Annotated in this window: 1 protein-coding gene; it reads right to left on the bottom strand. The window is 62.7% G+C overall.

Annotated elements, in window-relative coordinates; translation table 11 throughout:
* The coding region (locus tag F6Q13_RS20025) for a transposase (protein WP_293060163.1) at positions 1–257 on the bottom strand (257 nt) is incomplete at its 3' end.
* Positions 258–547: the final 290 nt, after the last annotated feature.

Genomic DNA, 547 nt, shown 5'->3' with positions numbered 1-547 from the left:
ACGACACGCCCGCCGTCCTCACCGGCTCGTACACCACTTCCCTGGACGCAACTCGCGGCGCCACCAGCGTTAAGGTCGATCGCCCACGTCACCTCACCGCCGTCGGCCAGATCTGTCACCGTGTCGATCAACTCCCGCAGCGTCGTCTCGTCGTTGGCGACGCGCTGCGACAACAGCCGCTGACCCTCGACATCGACGACCACGCAATAATGGTCGGCTTTCCCGGCATCAACACCGGCCCAGACTTGTTGCCTCACAGCCACCTCCGTGATCGTTGTCATCCCTACCAACCCAGCAGACGACCACGCCGACGTGTCCTTACACAGCGATCAAATCGCATCTCTCAATTAGCGGTCGAGTCGTCGCGGGACGCCGGGCGGCCAATCTCCTTCGGCCATACCTTCCGGCACCGCGATGGAAGCCATACCCGACGTCCCTGGGCAGTTCGAAGCCTACGGCCGAGGGCAACAACCACCCTCCAAGAAAGGTAAGGAGTGATGACTGTCACCATGGACTTCGGGGCACTGCCGCCGGAGGTCAATTCCGC

It is taken from the genome of Mycobacterium sp., assembly GCF_008709575.1.
In the GTDB taxonomy this organism is placed as follows: Bacteria; Actinomycetota; Actinomycetes; order Mycobacteriales; family Mycobacteriaceae; genus Mycobacterium.
Note: the sequence above shows the minus strand (reverse complement) of the source record. Positions and strands in the feature narration are given on the sequence as shown.